The 988-nt window shown below is 74.7% G+C and carries 2 protein-coding genes; both read left to right on the top strand.

The genetic code is table 11. The annotated features are described in order from the left end of the window. On the top strand, positions 1–627 hold a 627-nt coding region (locus FRW57_RS22055; protein ID WP_275263259.1), incomplete at its 5' end, for a DnaJ C-terminal domain-containing protein. Between the two features lie 7 nt (positions 628–634). Next, a partial coding sequence (locus tag FRW57_RS22050) for a heat shock protein transcriptional repressor HspR (RefSeq protein WP_152187085.1) occupies positions 635–988 on the top strand: 354 nt, incomplete at its 3' end.

The following is a 988-nucleotide window of genomic DNA, read 5'->3' as shown; positions in this document are numbered from 1 at the left end:
GGCGGCGACGCCAGCGCCGACACCGGCCACGGCCGTGCCGGGGGGTTTGACGGGTTCGGCACGCCGGGCCGGTCGCGGCGCGGCCGGGACGTCACCGCGGGGGTCAGCCTGAGCTTCCGTCAGGCGGTCACCGGTGACACAGTCACCCTGCAGGGAGCCGACGGGCAGCAGACCACGGTCCGGATTCCCGCCGGGGTGCGGGACGGCCAGAAGATCCGGCTGCGCGGCAAGGGCGGCGCCGGTGGACCGGGCGCGCCGAACGGTGACCTGATCCTGACCGTCCAGGTCGAGCCGCACCCGGTCTTCGGGCGCGAGGGGAACGACCTGATCGTGCAGGTGCCGGTGACCTTCGCCGAGGCCGCGCTGGGGGCGACGGTGTCGGTGCCGACCCTGACCGGGGCACCGGTGAAGGTGAAGGTCCCGGCCGGCACCCCGGACGGGCGGGTACTGCGGGTCAAGGGCCGCGGCGTCCACACGAAGAAGGGGACCGGCGACCTGCTGGCCCGCATCAAGGTCGTGGTGCCCAGGCGGCTGTCGAGCAAGGCCCGCGAGGCGGTCCAGGTGTTGCGGGCCGAACAGGGCGGCGCCGACCCGCGGGCCGAGCTGTTCGCCCAGGCGAGGCGGTAAACCGGACATGGCTGCCACGGCGGGCCGGATACGCCACGGCGACGACACGCCGGTGTTCGTCATCTCCGTCGCTGCGGAGCTGGCCGGCCTGCATGCCCAGACCCTGCGGCAGTACGACCGGCTCGGGCTGGTTACACCCTCGCGCACCCGCGGCGGCGGCCGTCGCTACTCGGCCCGGGACATCGACCTGCTGCGCCGGGTGCAGCGCCTGTCCCAGCAGGAGGGCATCTCCTTGGCCGGCATCCAACGGATTCTGGAGCTGGAGGGCCAGGTCCGCGCGCTGCGGGCCCGCATCCAGCAGCTGGCCGCCGAGAACGCCCGCCTGAAGGCGGCGCGGCACCGCGGACCGCGCGTCTTCGCC

The organism is Segeticoccus rhizosphaerae, assembly GCF_009192725.1.
Classification (GTDB): domain Bacteria; phylum Actinomycetota; class Actinomycetes; order Actinomycetales; family Dermatophilaceae; genus Segeticoccus; species Segeticoccus rhizosphaerae.
Note: the sequence above shows the minus strand (reverse complement) of the source record. Positions and strands in the feature narration are given on the sequence as shown.